Source organism: Rothia sp. 88186D007BW (assembly GCF_053544215.1).
Genome location: NZ_JBPPTR010000006.1, coordinates 19,150 through 32,548, shown reverse-complemented (window position 1 = coordinate 32,548; position 13,399 = coordinate 19,150). Strand labels below are relative to the sequence as shown.

13 protein-coding genes are annotated in these 13,399 nt (G+C 58.5%); 9 read left to right on the top strand and 4 right to left on the bottom strand.

Features of this window, described 5'->3' with window-relative positions; translation table 11 throughout:
* Positions 1–67: 67 nt before the first annotated feature.
* From ACEE09_RS04555 to ACEE09_RS04545, 3 genes are read left to right on the top strand one after another with little or no spacing between them, the layout of a single operon-like run.
* Complete coding sequence (locus ACEE09_RS04555) at positions 68–988, top strand: F0F1 ATP synthase subunit gamma (RefSeq protein ID WP_449082483.1); 921 nt, start codon at positions 68–70, stop codon at positions 986–988.
* A 44-nt stretch (positions 989–1,032) separates the two neighbouring features.
* Positions 1,033–2,496, top strand: a complete 1,464-nt coding sequence (gene atpD, locus ACEE09_RS04550) for a F0F1 ATP synthase subunit beta (protein ID WP_449082481.1) — start codon at positions 1,033–1,035, stop codon at positions 2,494–2,496.
* Positions 2,497–2,498: 2 nt separating this feature from the next.
* Positions 2,499–2,756: a F0F1 ATP synthase subunit epsilon gene (locus ACEE09_RS04545; protein WP_449082480.1), complete on the top strand. Its 258-nt coding sequence runs from the start codon at positions 2,499–2,501 to the stop codon at positions 2,754–2,756.
* 68 nt (positions 2,757–2,824) lie between these two features.
* Here ACEE09_RS04545 and nucS read toward each other — a convergent pair whose 3' ends face one another.
* Positions 2,825–3,541, bottom strand: coding sequence for an endonuclease NucS (nucS, locus tag ACEE09_RS04540; protein WP_449082478.1), 717 nt, complete (start codon positions 3,539–3,541; stop codon positions 2,825–2,827).
* Positions 3,542–3,598: 57 nt separating this feature from the next.
* On the opposite strand from nucS, the gene ACEE09_RS04535 reads away from it, so the two are divergent.
* Complete coding sequence (locus ACEE09_RS04535; RefSeq protein ID WP_449082476.1) at positions 3,599–3,940, top strand: ATP/GTP-binding protein; 342 nt, start codon at positions 3,599–3,601, stop codon at positions 3,938–3,940.
* Between the two features lie 90 nt (positions 3,941–4,030).
* Here ACEE09_RS04535 and ACEE09_RS04530 read toward each other — a convergent pair whose 3' ends face one another.
* Positions 4,031–5,317: an AI-2E family transporter gene (locus ACEE09_RS04530; protein ID WP_449082474.1), complete on the bottom strand. Its 1,287-nt coding sequence runs from the start codon at positions 5,315–5,317 to the stop codon at positions 4,031–4,033.
* Positions 5,318–5,466: 149 nt separating this feature from the next.
* Here ACEE09_RS04530 and ACEE09_RS04525 point away from each other — a divergent pair, with 149 nt between their 5' ends.
* The 5 genes from ACEE09_RS04525 (at position 5,467) to ACEE09_RS04505 (ending at position 11,289) form a co-directional block, all read left to right on the top strand.
* Positions 5,467–6,411, top strand: coding sequence for a co-chaperone YbbN (locus ACEE09_RS04525; RefSeq protein WP_449082472.1), 945 nt, complete (start codon positions 5,467–5,469; stop codon positions 6,409–6,411).
* 53 nt (positions 6,412–6,464) lie between these two features.
* The gene (locus ACEE09_RS04520; protein WP_449082470.1) at positions 6,465–7,376 is read left to right on the top strand and encodes an ABC transporter ATP-binding protein; all 912 of its coding nucleotides are present in this window, start codon (positions 6,465–6,467) and stop codon (positions 7,374–7,376) included.
* Positions 7,358–8,977 carry a hypothetical protein gene (locus ACEE09_RS04515; protein WP_449082468.1) on the top strand — a complete coding sequence of 540 codons (1,620 nt, stop codon included), beginning with the start codon at positions 7,358–7,360 and terminating at the stop codon, positions 8,975–8,977. The genes ACEE09_RS04520 and ACEE09_RS04515 overlap by 19 nt, the downstream gene beginning before the upstream one ends.
* Positions 8,978–9,117: 140 nt before the next feature.
* The gene (locus ACEE09_RS04510; protein WP_185174469.1) at positions 9,118–9,405 is read left to right on the top strand and encodes a DUF3039 domain-containing protein; all 288 of its coding nucleotides are present in this window, start codon (positions 9,118–9,120) and stop codon (positions 9,403–9,405) included.
* A 96-nt stretch (positions 9,406–9,501) separates the two neighbouring features.
* Positions 9,502–11,289, top strand: a complete 1,788-nt coding sequence (locus tag ACEE09_RS04505; RefSeq protein ID WP_449082466.1) for a DEAD/DEAH box helicase — start codon at positions 9,502–9,504, stop codon at positions 11,287–11,289.
* Positions 11,290–11,425: 136 nt separating this feature from the next.
* Here the strand turns inward: ACEE09_RS04505 and ACEE09_RS04500 are convergent, their stop codons facing one another.
* Positions 11,426–12,052 carry an isochorismatase family protein gene (locus ACEE09_RS04500; protein WP_449082464.1) on the bottom strand — a complete coding sequence of 209 codons (627 nt, stop codon included), beginning with the start codon at positions 12,050–12,052 and terminating at the stop codon, positions 11,426–11,428.
* Positions 12,053–12,063: 11 nt separating this feature from the next.
* Positions 12,064–13,374 (bottom strand): nicotinate phosphoribosyltransferase, encoded by a 1,311-nt coding sequence (locus ACEE09_RS04495; RefSeq protein ID WP_449082462.1) that lies wholly within the window; start codon positions 13,372–13,374, stop codon positions 12,064–12,066.
* Positions 13,375–13,399: the final 25 nt, after the last annotated feature.

The following is a 13,399-nucleotide window of genomic DNA, read 5'->3' as shown; positions in this document are numbered from 1 at the left end:
TAGGTGAGAAGCCCCTCCAACAGAACCTGGGGGAGGGGCCCCCGCCCTAGGAGTGAAAGGAATCTCTATGGGAGCCCAAATCAGGGTTTACCGCCAAAAGATTACTTCAACATCGTCTATGAAGAAAATCTTCAAGGCGATGGAGATGATCGCAACCTCACGCATTAACAAGGCACGTAAAAGCGCAGAGGCAGCTAGCCCCTACGCAAATGCGCTGACTAAGGCCGTCACTGCCATTGCGACCCAGCACCACATTGAGCACCCCCTGCTCAATGCACGCTCAAAGGCAAAAACCGGTCGCTCTGCAGTTCTCGTCCTCACCAGTGACCGTGGCCTTGCGGGCTCATACTCCTCATCCATCCTCAAAAAAACCGAGGGTCTTATTGAGAAGCTCCGCGGTGAGGGGCGCGATGCCAAGCTCTATCTCATCGGTCGTAAAGCCAAGTCTTACTTTGACTTCCGTGAACGTGACTATGAGCAGGCTTGGGAAGGCAACACCGACAACCCCAACGTCGAGATGGCCGTTGAAGCACGAGACGCCATCCTGGCAGCCTACGAAAACGGCGAAGTAGATGACCTTTACATCATCTACACCGAATTCATTTCCATGGTCACCCAGGAAACCTGCGTTCTGCGCCTGCTACCGATTGAGGTAGCAGAAGCACGTGAACTCGGCGCAGACATCCTGCCCGGCGAACGTCTTGAAGATGACCAGTTCCAGCAGAACTCAGTCTTCGAATTTGAACCTAGCCCCAAGGAAGTTCTCGATGAGTTACTGCCCCGCTACATCGCTTCGCGTATCTATGCGTGCCTGCTTGAAGCAGCGGCCTCCGAGCTGGCCTCCCGCCAGCGCGCGATGAAGTCCGCAGGTGATAACGCTGACGAGCTCATCAAGAAGTACACCCGCCTGATGAACAATGCTCGCCAGGCAGAAATTACTCAGGAGCTCAGCGAAATTGTTGGCGGCGCCGACGCACTCGCCTCCTAATCCACCAGACAACTTTCCACTCTCTACATAGGTAAGTGAGAACAATGACTGCCACTCTGAACGAATCGGCTACCGCGCCGGCTCAGGGCGCAACTGGTCGTATTGCTCGCGTTATCGGCCCTGTCGTTGACGTTGAGTTCCCTGCCGGCCAGGTACCTGACATCTACAACGCGCTGACCGCTGATCTGACCCTCAACGGCACTACCCGCACAATCACCTTCGAGACTGCCCAGCACCTGGGCGACTCGCTGGTACGCGCGATCTCCCTACAGCAGACCGACGGCCTTGTCCGCGGCCAGGCTGTAGTAGATAGCGGCGCCCCCATTTCCGTGCCCGTCGGCGACGGCGTCAAGGGCCACATCTTCAACGTCCTGGGCGATGCACTGGACGTTCCCAATGACCAGATTAAGGCTGACACCTACTGGCCTATCCACCGCGCAGCCCCCGGCTTCGCAGACCTTGAAGGTTCGACCGAGATGCTGGAAACCGGCATCAAGTCCATCGACCTTCTCACCCCCTACATCAAGGGCGGTAAGATCGGTCTCTTCGGTGGTGCAGGTGTGGGTAAGACCGTTCTGATTCAGGAAATGATTACCCGTGTTGCCCGTAACTTCGGTGGTACCTCCGTATTCACCGGCGTTGGCGAGCGCACCCGTGAAGGTAACGACCTCTGGGTTGAAATGGAAGAAGCTGGCGTTCTCAAGGACACCGCCCTAGTGTTCGGCCAGATGGACGAACCGCCTGGAACCCGTCTGCGTGTTGCTCTGACCGGTCTGACCATGGCCGAATACTTCCGTGACGTTCAGAACCAGGACGTTCTGCTCTTCATCGATAACATCTTCCGCTTCACCCAGGCAGGTTCTGAGGTTTCAACCCTGCTTGGTCGTATGCCCTCTGCTGTGGGTTACCAGCCCAACCTGGCTGACGAAATGGGTCTCTTGCAGGAGCGCATCACCTCAACCCGTGGTCACTCCATCACCTCCATGCAGGCAATTTACGTTCCTGCGGACGACTACACCGACCCGGCGCCTGCCACCACCTTCGCCCACCTGGATGCAACCACCGAGCTTTCCCGTGAGATTGCTTCTCGTGGTCTGTACCCTGCGATTGATCCGCTGTCTTCTACCTCCCGAATTCTGGACCCCCAGTACATCGGTCAGGAGCACTACGACACCGCAATCCAGGTCAAGGCTATCTTGCAGGAAAACAAGGAACTTCAGGACATTATCGCCATTCTTGGTGTTGATGAGCTCTCTGAAGAGCAGAAGGTTGTTGTTTCTCGTGCTCGCCGTATTGAGCAGTTCCTGTCACAGAACACCTACACTGCTAAGCAGTTCACCGGTGTTGAGGGTTCAACCGTGTCTATCAAGGACACCATCGAGTCCTTCCAGATGATCTGCCGCGGCGATGTTGACCACATCCCCGAGCAGGCCTTCTACAACATTGGTGGTATGGACGACGTCATGCGCCGTTACGAGGAAATCAAGGCACAGTCTGGAGCCAAGTAATCATGGCACTGAAAGTTGAAGTCGTATCCCGCTCGCAGATTGTGTGGGTTGGTGAGGCCAAGTATGTGCGTGCTCGCACCGTGGAGGGCGATTTGGGTATTATGCCCGGTCACATTCCCACTATGGCCCTTCTGGCTGAAGATGGTGAGCTTCTGATTGAAGCTACCAACGGTGAGAAGAAGACCACCCGCCTGCACGAAGGTTTCTTGACCGTTTCGAACGATCGAGTCACTATTGCAGCTAAGCATGCCCAGGTATAGATTGGGCTAGCTGGTCAAAAGGACGCCGCCCTCCCCCTTTGCTGGGGGAGGGCGGCGTCCTTAACGTTTTAGAAGAGGCGTGATTCTACGTCATCGACTCCGCGCATGGCGTCGTAGTCAAGAGCCAGGCAGCGGATACCGCGGTCTTCAGCTAGGGTGCGGGCCTGAGGCTTAATACGCTGGGCGGCGAAGACTCCCTGAACGGGGGCCAGCAGGGGGTCGCGGTTGAGCAGTTCCAGGTAGCGGGTGAGTTGTTCTACCCCGTCGATATCGCCTACGCGTTTGAGTTCAACAGCAACGGAGAGACCTCCGGCGTCCTTGGCTAGGATGTCTACCGGGCCAATGGCGGTGGGGTATTCGCGGCGTACTAGGCGGTAGCCGGCACCTAGTAGTTCAATCTGTTCAGCAAGCAGGCGTTGCAGATCGGCTTCAACGCCGTCTTTGATCAGGCCTGGGTCGATGCCTAAGTCGTGGGTGAGTTCCCCGTGGGTGCTGAAGATACGGATCATGAGTTTGTCGTCGCTTTTGGCTGCTTGGACAGTCCATAGTTCGCTCACATCGGGGTCGAGGTCTTCTGCGATGGAGGTGCCCTCAAACTCTTGACGGGGGGAGATATGGAGGCGGCAGGGAGGGCTCATCCAGTTCAGGGGCTTGTAGGAGCCACCGTCTGAGTGAATGAGTACTGAGCCGTCATTTTTGATCATGAGCAGGCGGGTGGCACGGGGTAGGTGGGCCTTGAGGCGGCCTACATAGTCTACGGAACAATCAGCTATAACTAAACGCACCGTACCACTCTAACAGGTGGCTTGGGCGGGCACACCTGTGCGTGAAAGAATGGGGGAATGCCTCGTCGTTCTTCCTCTAAGTCCCGCCGCCCTCGTTCTAATTCGGGGCCAGCCCCCAGTAAATGGCAGAAAAAGCGCCCGGTGGGGCGCGATATTTCTCGTATCCTTGACCCTGCTGCGCGGGTAGAGAGCGCTGCGGACGGTGACTGGTATGTGCAGTATATTCCTGCCATTAACGCCCTTAAAACCTATAAGTGCCCTGAATGTCTGTGTGCTATTCAACCGGGTGTGGCTCATCTGGTGGTCTGGCAGCATGATCACATGTTTGGTGCCCAGCGGGCTATTGAGGAGCGCCGTCATTGGCATGAGCGGTGCTGGAAAACCCGTAGATTCTGGTAGGGCGCTGCCAGGTTGTAGAATGCTCAGCCAGAAAACCCGGTAGCTGCCCCGCTGGGCGGGGGGGCTACCGGGTAGGGTGTGGGGTTGTTCTTAGAGCTGGTCTTGCCGGGGTACCAGGACCTCGTTGACCAGGATCAGGAGGGCTGCTGCTACGGGGATACCGATGAGGGCTCCTAGAACTCCCCAGAGGGCTCCGCCGGCTGCTACCGCAATAATGGCTACAGCACCGGGGACTGCTACGGCCCTGCTCATGATGCGTGGGGAGATGAAGTATGCCTCGATTTGTAGGTAAATCAGGTAGGGGATCAGGAAGAAGAGGGCGGTCTGCCAACTATCGAGCAGGGAGACGATAGAGACGAGGGCCGCAGCCGTAACGCCACCGATCAGGGGGATAAAGGCTAGGATCAGCACAAAGAGCATGAGCAGCTGGGCGAAGGGCACCCCTACGATGAGCATGATGATAGCGGCGCAGGTGGCGTTGCAGATAGCTACGAGGGCTTGACCCATGACGTACTGGCCAACGGAGTCAGTAATTTTTTCGGTCAGGTAGCCTACGCGTTCACGCCGGGAGGCTGGGGCCAGGCGGATGAACCAGGCTTTGATAGTGGGCAGGGAGGCCAGCATGTAGATGGAGAGGAAGAGGACGATGATGGTGCCGCTGGTGATTTCTGCCAGGGCTGTACCAGCGTTCATGAGGGAATTTAAGAAGGTGCTGACCACAGAGGAATCTGAGGTGAGCTGATTAAAGAAATTTTCTACTTCTGCATCCACCGTTGAACGGATGTGGTATCGCTCATCTAGGCCTGAGAAGAAGTCAGAGTTGAGGAAATTCTCAAATTGTTGGGGGAAGCCAGTAATAAATGAGATTGCCTGGCTGGCAATCATGGGGATGACCCAGAAGATGAAGGCTGTTGCTAGACCGAGGAAGAAGAGGAATACTACAGCCACGCCTGCCCCGCGAGGCAGACCCAACTGTTCGAATTTGCGTACCGCTGGGTCTAGCCCTAGCCCGATGAAGAGGGCCCCTGTAATCCAGCCTGCCAGGGGTCCGACGTTGAGGAGAAAGTAGGAGGCCAGCCAGGCAAGGCCGACACCCAGGGCCAGCATGAAGCCAAAATGTACGGGGTTGTTGATATAGCACCCCTTGCCCGGTGCCATGGTGTGGGCTTCTGGGGGAGCGGGGGTAGCGCCGTCCTTTTTTTCTTTGAGGTGTGCCGGTTCCTCAGGTAGCTGGAAGCGGGGGCGGGGGCGGGCGCCAGGAATGGCAGGTAGGGTGAACCTGGTGGCTTGGCTACCGTTTGGTGCGGACGCTTTGGCGCCTTTGGTGCGTGAGACGAGAGAACGGATCAGTCGTGATTGTGAAGAAGATGAGGTCATGCTGGCTGTGTGGGTGGTAGGGGGTCTATTGTGTTCTACCTTATCTTGATTCTGCCCTGGGCTAGAACTGTGGCGTGCTGCCCTGTCTCAGGGGTTGCTTTTGGCACCATAGACAGTAGATGTATTTGTTGCTGTGAAAGGAAGACCCCATGGCTGGGATTGAGGATCAGAATCTACCTGCGTCGGTGCGAAACGCCCTGGATTTAGGGGCTGTCGGTAGAGAGGGTGTGGGTGAAGCTGCCGATTCCCCTGGCGTTAGTTCTGAGCGCACTGAGGCAAGTGCTACTGCTAGCTGGCGGCTAGATGTTACCGATGTTGCGCAGTTTCAGCAGCTACTGCAGGAGTCTAACCGAGGGGCCGTGATTTTTGCCCTGTGGGCGCCTCACTCACCGGCCTCGGTTCAGATGCTAGAGCAGATAGAGGCTCTGGTGAATTCTGCTGAGGGTAATCTGCTCTTGGCGGCCGTTGATATTACCAAGACTCCTGAGATTGGTCAGGCCTTCCAGATTCAGGGGGTTCCTGCTGCTATTGCTGTGCTAGCTGGCCGTCCGGCCCCGCTCTTTACCGGCCCTGTTGAGCCTCAGGCCCTAACTGAGGTGCTGGGGCAGGTGGTGCAGCTTGCAGCCCAGCAGGGGCTACCTGGCGGGTTTGAGCCGGTGTTAGCAGAGCAGGAGAAGCCCCTACATCCTTTGCACCAGGAGGCTATTGATGCTCTTGACCGGGGCGACTATCAGGGGGCTGAGGCGGCCTATCAGAAGGCCCTGAATGAGAACCCGGGGGATAAGGACGCAAAAATTGGTCTGGCTCAGGTGCACCTGCTCCATCGGGTCTCTACCATGAACCTGGTGGATGAGCGCCAGAAAGCAGCAGCTGACCCCACCGATGTGCAGGCTCAAATGAATGTTGCTGACCTGGATGTAGCCGGTGGTCATGTGGAGGACGCCTTTAACCGTCTCATTGCCCTCTTTAAGGCTGTCGATGCAGAGAGTAAAACGTCAGTCCGGGAGCGTCTGCTAGAACTTTTTGAGGTGGTCGGTGCCTCTGATCCGCGCGTTATTAAGGCCCGTTCAGCCCTGATGATGGCTCTTTTCTAAAGAATCATCCCAGTGGGGTAGGGAAAATGCCCATAACTGGTTACAGTGGAAGTATGGCACATGAAAACCTTCCCCCGCAGAACGATAGTTACGGCCAGACCCCGCAGCGGCCTGACCCAGCCCCGCACCAGCCTGACCCAGCCCCCACTAGCACCTCTTCTGAGCCTCTTTCGGCCCCAGTGGAGGCTGAGGTGGCTGAAACCAGCCGAGCAAGCGCCGCCCTAGAAATCACCAACCTGGTAAAAGTCTTTGGCCAGCAGGCTGCAGTCGATGGGGTTAACTTGACTGTTCCCCGCGGCTCCTTCTACGGGCTGGTGGGGCGCAACGGTGCAGGTAAGACCACTACTCTCTCCATGGCAACCGGCCTGCTTAAGCCCACCGCCGGGCAGGTGCTAGTAGGTGGGGTAGATATCTGGGCTAACCCCCTGGAGGCTAAACGCCGGGTGGGTGTGCTGCCTGATGGCGTCCGCCTTTTTGATAAGCTCACCGGCGAGCAGCTCCTGACCTACGCCGGACGCCTGCACGGGCTTGATAAGGCAACGGTGGCTGAGCGAACCCGCGACCTACTGATTGCTATGGATCTGACCGGGGCAGCTGGGCGCCAGGTTGCCGACTATTCAGCCGGTATGACCAAGAAAATTGCCCTAGCCTGCGCCATGATTCATGCCCCTTCCCTGCTGGTGCTCGATGAGCCCTTTGAGGCGGTGGACCCGGTCTCTGCCTCCAACATTCAGGATATTCTCAAGGCCTATGTGGCAGGCGGGGGAACCGTCATCATCTCATCTCACGTGATGGACCTAGTGCAGCGTTTGTGCGACCACGTTGCCATTATGAACGCTGGCCGTCTTCTGGCCTCTGGCACCGTAGAAGAGGTGCGCGGCGGCGTAACCCTAGAAGAGCGGTTTGTTGAGCTGGTGGGCGGACGCGTTGTATCGGAGGGAATCTCATGGTTGCAGTCCTCCTAAAACTCAAGCTTGACCATTTCTTGGCGATTTTCCGTAAGGGCAACGCCTGGTCCATTGTGGGCCTGGTCTTTGGTCTGCTCTACGGGCTGGGCCTGGTTGTGGGGCTTTTTGCTTTTGGTTTGGCCCTGCAGAACCCGGCAGACTCCCTGCTGATTCTGGGGGTGGGCGGTGCCCTGCTGACCCTGGCCTGGTGGCTCATTCCCCTGGTCGCGGCAGGAGCTGACCCCACCCTTGACCCGGAGCGCCTGGCACCCTACCCCATTACCGTCCGCCAGCTCATGGGCGGCCAAGCCCTGGGCGCTTTCATTGGCCTACCGGGCATCTTGACCCTCCTGTCATCTCTTGCCCTGATAACCTCAAACTTCTATTCTCTACCGGCTACCCTGGCCTTTATCCCCGCTTCTGCGCTGGGAGTAGCCCTTGCTATTCTGGGCGGACGCCTGATGGCAGTAGCCTCTATTCCCCTCCGATCCCGGCGGGCTGTGAGCAACACACTGACTATTCTTGCCTTCATAGCCCTAGTTTTTACCGGGCCACTGATCATGGCAGCTACTACCGCCCTTGCCCGTAACCTGGACCAGCTTCATCAGGTTCTCACCTACCTGCAATGGACCCCCTTAGCCTCAGCCTGGGCTATTGCCCCACAGGTAGGGGCAGGGAACTACGGGCTTGCCGCCACCCTGACAGTGCTCACCCTGGCCTACTGTGCCCTGACCTGGCTTATCTGGCAGTTCTTTGCCGCTAAAACCATGGCCAGTGTGGGAGATTCCACCGGGGTACATGATGAAGGTAAAACCGTGGCCCAAGGTGAGCTGGGGCTACTAGGGCGGTTCCCTGCCACCGTGCGCGGGGCTATCGCTGCCCGCACCCTCGCCATGATGTTCAAGGACTCCCGGGCCAACCTCAACGTGCTCATGGTGCCGCTCATGTATATCTTGATGATCATACTTTCAGGTTCATTCGCTTTCGCCCTCAACGGGGAGGCAGAGACGGTGGCCAACCCTATGCCGCTGATCGCGGTGGTCGCCTTCATACCGGCTATGGCAGGCTGCTCCCAGACCAATCTGGCCTCATTGGAAGGCTCTGCCTTCTCCCTGCACGCTACGGCACCCCTGCGCGGCATAGATGACAGGCTGGGGCGGGCCTACGCCATGATGCTGATCTACCTGCCCCAGATTGTACTAGGAACCCTGGCCTTCGCCTTCCTGACCGGCCACACCACCTGGGCCCTGCCCCTGATGGTCAGTGCCCTAGGAACCTACTTCATCGCCAACGGCATGGCCAACTACCTGGATACCACCTTCAATGCACCGGTAGTACCACCGGGAACCAGCCCCTGGAAAACCCCGGAACAGCCCGATGGTATGGCCAAGACCATGGCACGTGGCTTCCTGCTCTTCATCCCCATGGCTCTCTCACTACCGGCCCTGATCGGTATGGCTGCCACCTCCCTTGTCGGCGGTATGATCTGGTTCTGGCTGGGGGCTATCGTCACCGCCCTCATCGGGGCGCTGGCCTTCTATCTCGGCGTCCGTGCCGGAGCCAAAAACTACGAACGGCACGTAGCAGATATCTACCAACGAGTAGCCCGCTACAGCTAAGCCATCTCTCGGCCTGCTAGAAGCAGGCAAGCCCCCACCAGCGTCCACCCCCTGCTTCATAGCAAGGGGTGGGCGCCGTCTTGACGGGGGCACTACACTGGTAGTCAAGACCACATGCCTTGAGATAAGGAGAAAACGGTATGTCATCAATCCCCGGCATTGAAGACCCCTTCCCCGAAACCGCCCACTCCGGTGGCACCGCCCTACTAGAACGCGAAGAAGTACAGAACGTCGAACCCGGCGACCACGAACGCTTCGCCCACTACGTGCGCAAAGAAAAAATCATGGAGTCAGCCCTCACCGGCAAGCCCGTGCGCGCCCTCTGCGGCAAAAAATGGACCCCCGGCCGCGACCCCGAAAAATTCCCCGTCTGCCCCGAATGCAAGGAAATCTACGAAGGCCTAGCCCCCGGCAACGATGAGAACTAGAGCTAGCTCATAGCCCCATTCCCCAAGGAATGGGGCTAAACTTTTGTGGTGCCCACAAAGCAGCAAGGGCACGCCAGCGGGAAGGGAAAACACACCATGAACGACAGCCAACTACCACTCTTCGGCGAAGGATCCAACCCGCCCCTGCCCCCAGCCTACCCCGATAGAGCAGCCTGGGGAACCGCCCCCAAACTCCGCGCCTGGCAGGCCGAAGCCATGACAAAATACTTCACCGAAAACCCCCGCGACTTCATGGCCGTGGCAACCCCCGGCGCAGGTAAAACCACCTTCGCCCTCACCGTCGCCAAAGAACTCTTCAACCGCGGCACCATCAACCGTATGACCGTCGTAGCTCCCACAGACCACCTCAAACGGCAGTGGGCCGATGCCGCCGCCCGCGTCGGCATCTCCATCGACCCCAACTTCAAAAACTCAGACGGCACCACAGGGCGCGGCTACCAAGGCGTTGCCCTCACCTACGCCCAGGTCGCCAACAAACCCATGCTGCACCGAGCCCGCACCGAAAACGGCCGCACCCTGGTCATCATGGACGAAATCCACCACGCCGGTGACGCCCTCTCCTGGGGCGATGGCCTACGCGAAGCCTTCGAACCAGCCACCCGCCGCCTCGCCCTCACCGGCACCCCCTTCCGCTCCGACACCGCAGCCATCCCCTTCGTCCACTACGAAGAGGACGCCGACGGAATCCGCCGCTCCCAATCTGACTACTCCTACGGCTACGGGCCCGCCCTCAAAGACCACGTCGTGCGCCCAGTCATCTTCATGGCCTACTCCGGGCAAATGCGCTGGCGCACCTCCGCCGGCGAAGAAATGGCCGCCAACCTAGGGGAAGGCTTCACCAAAGACGTCACCGCCCAAGCCTGGCGCACCGCCCTCAACCCCGACGGCGAATGGATCCCCACCGTACTCGCAGCAGCCGACAAACGCCTGACCGAAGTACGCCGCACCGTCCCCGACGCCGGTGGGCTAGTCATCGCCACCGACCACGCCGACGCCCGCGCCTACGCCAACCAGCTACAAAAAATCACCGGCGAAAAACCGGCCCTCATTCTCTCTGACGACAAAGAAGCCTCCAACAACATCGAAGAATTCTCCGCAGGCCTTGCTCGCTGGATGGTAGCAGTACGCATGGTCTCTGAAGGGGTGGACGTGCCCCGCCTAGCAGTGGGCGTCTACGCCACCTCAACCTCAACCCCCCTCTTCTTCGCCCAAGCCATCGGCCGTTTCGTGCGCTCACGCAAACGCGGAGAAACCGCCTCCGTCTTCCTCCCCTCCGTACCCCAGCTCATGCTACTAGCTAACGAAATGGAAGCTGAACGCGACCACGCCCTCGACCGCAAAGGAACCAGCGAAGAAAATATCGACCCCCTCAAGGAGGGGTTGGACGATCACCTCATCGAAGAAGCCAACAAAGAAGAAGTCGCCAGTGACCAGCTCACCCGCGGCAAATTTGAAGCCATCGGTTCCCAAGCCTCCTTCCACGGCGTCCTCTTTGACGGGGCCGAATTCTCCACCGGCGGCCTGGAAGTCGGCTCCGAAGAAGAACAAGACTTCCTAGGTATCCCCGGCCTACTAGACGCTGACCAGGTAGGCACCCTACTGCGGGCCCGCCAAAAAGACCACGCCTCCCGCCGGCCCGCGTCCGCCACCGCACAGGTTGTAGACCACCGTCAACTCAAAGACCTACGCAACAAACTCGCCAAGAATGTGGCGGCCTGGGCTGCCCGCACCGGCAAACCCCACGGCTCCATTCACAATGAGCTACGCCGTATCTGCGGTGGGCCCGCTGTTGCCCAAGCCTCAGCCGACCAGCTCCAAGCCCGCCTCGATAAGCTCCAAGACTGGTTCGTAGGCCGCAAGTAGGAACTCTTTGCCTACCCCCTTGCGGTTGTGGTGCCAGCAGGCACCCGTAAACGCCAGCAGGCACCCGTAAACGCCAGCCCCGAGTCAGCTTGCTGGCACCACAACCACCAGCCACTAGAACATCACATTCCCTGGGCTACAGCACCTCGGTGACCTCCACCCCAGCGTCCTCCAGTTCACCGCGCACATCATCAAGGGAACCCCCATCAACCGGGGCCGTCAAATCAAGCAGCACACGAGTCTCATAGCCAGCATCCACCGCGTCTAGGGCAGTAGCTTTCACGCAGTAGTCGGTAGCAATACCCACCACATCAACATCGCTGATTCCACGCTCAGCAAGCCAATCATCCAGAGAAACCTTAGGGGTATCAGGCTGCACCGGGGCCCCGGCCTCGCGCTCGCCGGTCATGACTGAATCTTCAGGCGCTAGTAGCCCCTCGAACCCGGAGTAAGCAGCCTCAAACTCGCCCTTGCGGAAATAGGCCTCGATGTAGTCGGTATCAAGGTTTTCGTGTAGGTCAGCGCCCCGGCTTTCAGCCTTACAGTGCACAGGCCAGGAGTCTTTAAAGTCGGGATTCTCAGAGAAATGTGTGCCGGGGTCAACATGCCAGTCTTGGGTGGCAACGATGGCCTCGTAGTCACCGTGGTGGTTCTCTACATATTCGCTAATGAGCGCGGCAACCTCTGCACCTTGCTCGGTAGCTAGTGAGCCGCCGTCGCAAAAATCGTTCTGAACATCAACAATAATGAGTGCTTTTGACATAGGGGTGTCCTTTACTGTGAGGAGACAAATTCTGTGGGGATGACCGGGTCGCCAGGGGAGAGACGGGCCGCTGACGCCGGTAGCTCGGCGAGGGAGAGGGCATGACGTTCAGTGGCGCGGTGTACGCCCTGCGCCCCGGTCAAGCCGGGCTGGGCCTGCCCGTCTACCACTAAATCAATCATGAGGGGCCGGTCATTAGAGTCGGCAGGTGCTTCAATATCGAGCCCTACCACTTCGGCTGTTGCAATACCGGAAGCATTGAGACGGCGCACCGCAGTTTTCTTACCGCCTACTGATGCCTTGCCGGAGGAGGCCTTAGCAACAGGTTCCATGACGCCCTGCGAGTTTTCTCGCAAGACCACCTTATAGACCATAGAAGAGGTGGGTACCCCGGAACCGGTAACCAGCTTGGTACCTACACCGTAGGCGTTGACAGGCGCGGCTGCCAAAGAAGCAATGGCGTATTCATCTAGGTCACTGGTGACGGTTATTTTAGTGGCGGTATTGCCCAAGGCATCGAGCTGTTCGCGCACCTTTTGGGCTTGGGCTACCAGGTCGCCAGAATCTAGGCGGACGGCTCCCAGATCTTTTCCTGCTAGCTCAACTGCCAGGTTCACGGCTTGTTCCACATCGTAGGTATCGACCAGCAAGGTGGTGTCTAGGCCTAGGGAGGCCAGTTGGGCTTGGAAGGCTTGGCGCTCTGAATCATGGAGTAAGGTGAAGGCGTGGGCGCTGGTGCCTAGGGTGTGCAGGCCGTAGCGGCGGCCAGCTTCAAGGTTAGAGGTGGCGGTGAAACCGGCAATGACCGCAGCGCGGGCCGCTGAGACGGCTGCCTGTTCGTGGGCCCGGCGAGAGCCCATTTCTAGGCAAGGACGTTTACCGGCGGCAACCGTCATGCGGGAGGCTGCGGTGGCAACGGCAGAATCAAAATTGAGGATGGAAAGAATGAAGGTTTCTAAGAGGCATGCTTCTGCGAAAGTGGCTTCAACCTGTAGGACGGGGGAGTGGGGGAAGAAAATCTCGCCCTCAGCGTAGCCGCGGATAGAGCCCGAAAAACGGAAGTTGGCCAGGTAGTCCAGGGTTTCTTGGTTGACCACCTGGCGGGAGGCTAAAAACTCTAGTTCTTCAGCGTCGAAACGGAAGTTTTCTAGCCCCTCAAGTAACCTGCCGGTGCCAGCTAATACCCCGTAGCGGCGTCCGCCTGAAAGTCTGCGGGTGAAGACTTCGAAGACGGTGCGGCGGTGGGCTGCTCCTGATGCGAGGGCAGCTTGCACCATGGTTAGCTCATAGTGGTCGGTGAGGAGGGAAGTATTTTGAGTCACGGGTATAACTTTAGCCTTTTGACTG